Source organism: Blastomonas sp., assembly GCF_041747255.1.
Lineage (GTDB): Bacteria > Pseudomonadota > Alphaproteobacteria > Sphingomonadales > Sphingomonadaceae > Blastomonas.
In genome coordinates, this window is sequence record NZ_JBGTFM010000303.1 from 1 (window position 1) to 2,927 (window position 2,927).

Genomic DNA, 2,927 nt, shown 5'->3' on the forward strand with positions numbered 1-2,927 from the left:
ACGCTATCCAAAACACCGCTGGCCCGAGGAACCCTGGGCCGAAGCGCCCAGCCTCAAGACCAAGAATGCCTTTTCCAAAGCGCCGCGCTGAATTAGAGGGCTCTCCATGGCAGCCCGAATCTATCAACGCCCGAAAAACGCGATGCAGTCCGGCAAGGCGCGGATCGACGAGTGGGTGCTCGAATTCGAACAGTCCGAGGCGCGCCACGCCGATCCGCTGATGGGCTGGACCGGCAGCGGCGACACGCAGGCGCAGGTGCAGCTTAATTTCGCCTCAAAGGACGATGCGAAAGCCTATGCCGCCAAGCACGGCATCGCCGCGCGGGTCCACACGACCCCCGAGCGCCATCTCAAGCTCCAGGCCTACGCCGATAATTTCAACTAGGTTTGCTCGCGGTTTGCGAGCGCGGCCGATGGATTCCCGCGTCGCTGCTCTCCTCGCAATGAAGCAGCCACGCACACGAATTACTTGAACCCCCGCCACTTCCCCGCCATATGGCGCTCCGGGAGTCGGGTGGACGTTTGCGTTCGCTCACCGGGTCAGGTCCGGAAGGAAGCAGCCCAGGTGAATTGCGACGGGTCGCTCGGCTCCTTTTCCACCCTCCATGTGACAAACGCCAGCATGACAAATGCGCGCGCACGCCCTAGCTAGGGCGGATGGGTGATTCACCGGACAATACAGACGGCCTGCCATGGGAGAGCGCTGCAGCGCCCGACCCCGCGGACGACGCGCCGAGCGCCGCCGATCTCGAAGAGGCAGGCCAGGAAGCGCTGTTCGGCGGACAGAATCCGGCCCCCACACCAGCTCCGACACCAGCTCCCGCCGAAAAGCCTGTCGAGAAGGCCGCACCGGCTCCTGCGCCGACCGTCAAACCCGCGCCCGACGCCCCGGCGCAACCCTATCGCGTGCTCGCGCGCAAATATCGCCCGCAGACCTTTTCCGAGCTGATCGGGCAGGAGCCCATGGTCCGCACGCTGGCCAATGCCATCGCGCGCGACCGGCTGGCGCATGCCTTTCTGATGACCGGGGTGCGCGGGGTCGGCAAGACCTCGACAGCGCGGCTGATCGCCAAGGCGCTCAACTGCATCGGCCCCGACGGGCAGGGCGGCCCGACGATAGCGCCATGCGGGGTGTGTGAGCCATGCATCGCGATCGCCGAGGGGCGGCATATCGATATCATCGAAATGGATGCTGCCAGCCATACCGGTATCGATGACGTGCGCGAAATTACCGAGGCGGTGCGCTATTCCGCCGTGTCGGCGCGATTCAAGATGTATATCATCGACGAAGCCCACATGTTGTCGAAACAGGCGTGGAACGGACTGCTTAAGACGCTCGAAGAACCACCGCCGCATGTAAAGTTCCTGTTTGCTACAACCGAGGTCAACAAGGTGCCGGTGACAGTGCTGTCGCGCTGCCAGCGGTTCGACCTCAAACGCATCCCATCAGAACTGCTCGCGCGCCATTTCGCAGATATCTGCATCAAAGAGGCGATATCGGCAGAGCCTGATGCTTTGTCGATGATTGCCGATGCGGCAGAAGGTTCGGCGCGCGACGGCCTGTCGATCCTCGATCAGGCGATTGCTCACGCTGACCTTTCCGGGGAAGGCGATGCCGCCGATCAGCCTGCAGTGCGCGCTGATCAGGTGCGTGACATGCTCGGCCTGTCGGATCGTGGCGCGATGCGGCGGCTGTTCGCTCATCTGATATCGGGTGACGCCGATGCAATGCTCGCCGACCTTGATGCACAGCACACATTGGGGGTCGACCCGCTGGCGGTGCTGCGCGGGCTGCTGGCGATGGTGCATGGCGTTGCGCTGCACAAATCCGCAGGCCGGGTGCGAACCGTGCATGGCGAAGAAGACCGCGCCGCGTTGGCCAGTTGGGCCGACAAGCTTGGTCATGCGTCATTGCACCGGCTATGGCAGTTGCTGCTCAAGGGCCATGAGGAAACCGCCGCTGCGCCCGTGCCGCGCGAGGCGTGCGAGATGGCATTGCTGCGCGTTGCCTATGCTGCAAGCCTGCCCGATCCCGGCACGCTGGCGCGCGGGCTTGGCAGTGCTGCGCCACAGGCAACACCGGCCCCGGCAGCAGACAACGCAACGCCCCCGCCGGCCTCAACCGTCGCAGACGCACCGCCGTGGAACGATGCGCCAGCGCCTGCCAGCGGTCCACAGACACTTACCGGGCTGGTTGACATGCTCGATCAGGCCGGACGGCTGTTGCTGGCCAGCCAGGTCAGGGGGGATGTGCGGCTGATTGCCCTCACCGAGAACCGGATTGAGTATCAGTCTGCCAGCGGCAACGACGATTACGTCCCCCTGCTGCGCGAGGCCTTGGCCATGATTACGGGTCGCCGGTGGGAAATCGTGCGCGGCGAGGGCGCGGCGGCCCCAAGTCTCGCCGAGCAGGAGGCCTCTTCTGAGGCGGCAATTCGCGAGGAAATTTTAAACCATCCACTGGTCAAGGCCACGCAGGCGGCCTTCCCCGACGCTGAAATTGACTGGAATGCCGCGCAGTTGTCCCCACATGAAAGCAATGAAACGCAGATACGGAGTGCCAAGACATGAAGAGCATGGAAGAAATGATGGCGGCGGCGCAGGAAGCCGCGCAGACGGTGCAGCGCCAGATGAACGAGGCGCAGGCCAAGCTTGAGACGATCGAGGTCGAGGGCGCTGCCGGCGGCGGGCTGGTCAAGGTCCGCGCCACCGCAAAGGGCCGTATTTTGGGCGTGTCGATTGACGACAGCCTGATCGTGCCAGCCGACAAGCAGATGCTCGAAGACCTGATCGCCGCCGCATTCAATGACGCGCGCACCAAGGCAGACCGGGCGAGCGAAGAGGAAATGGGCAAGATGGCACAAGGCCTGCCGTTGCCCGCCGGATTCAAGCTGCCGTTCTGACGCTGTTAACGCACGCGTGACTAA

General features: G+C 64.0%; 3 protein-coding genes and 1 other RNA gene. All 4 read left to right on the plus strand.

Going from position 1 to position 2,927, the window contains the following annotated elements:
* Positions 1-106: 106 nt before the first annotated feature.
* The 4 genes from ACEW8G_RS10410 (at position 107) to ACEW8G_RS10425 (ending at position 2,903) form a co-directional block, all read left to right on the plus strand.
* Positions 107-385: an ETC complex I subunit gene (locus ACEW8G_RS10410; protein WP_373488354.1), complete on the plus strand. Its 279-nt coding sequence runs from the start codon at positions 107-109 to the stop codon at positions 383-385.
* A gap of 118 nt (positions 386-503) precedes the next feature.
* Positions 504-598, plus strand: an RNA gene (ffs, locus tag ACEW8G_RS10415) — signal recognition particle sRNA small type.
* 59 nt (positions 599-657) lie between these two features.
* Entirely contained in the window at positions 658-2,571 is a 1,914-nt protein-coding gene (locus tag ACEW8G_RS10420; RefSeq protein WP_373488355.1) for a DNA polymerase III subunit gamma/tau, read from the plus strand.
* Positions 2,568-2,903: a YbaB/EbfC family nucleoid-associated protein gene (locus ACEW8G_RS10425; RefSeq protein ID WP_373488356.1), complete on the plus strand. Its 336-nt coding sequence runs from the start codon at positions 2,568-2,570 to the stop codon at positions 2,901-2,903. The genes ACEW8G_RS10420 and ACEW8G_RS10425 overlap by 4 nt, the downstream gene beginning before the upstream one ends.
* Positions 2,904-2,927 lie beyond the last annotated feature (24 nt).

Bases quoted from the DNA above. Each gene is read 5' to 3' on its own strand.
- ACEW8G_RS10425 (WP_373488356.1), top strand. From the start codon at position 2,568: ATGAAGAGCATGGAAGAAATGATGGCGGCGGCGCAGGAAGCCGCGCAG.
- ACEW8G_RS10410 (WP_373488354.1), top strand. From the start codon at position 107: ATGGCAGCCCGAATCTATCAACGCCCGAAAAACGCGATGCAGTCCGGC.
- ACEW8G_RS10420 (WP_373488355.1), top strand. From the start codon at position 658: ATGGGTGATTCACCGGACAATACAGACGGCCTGCCATGGGAGAGCGCT.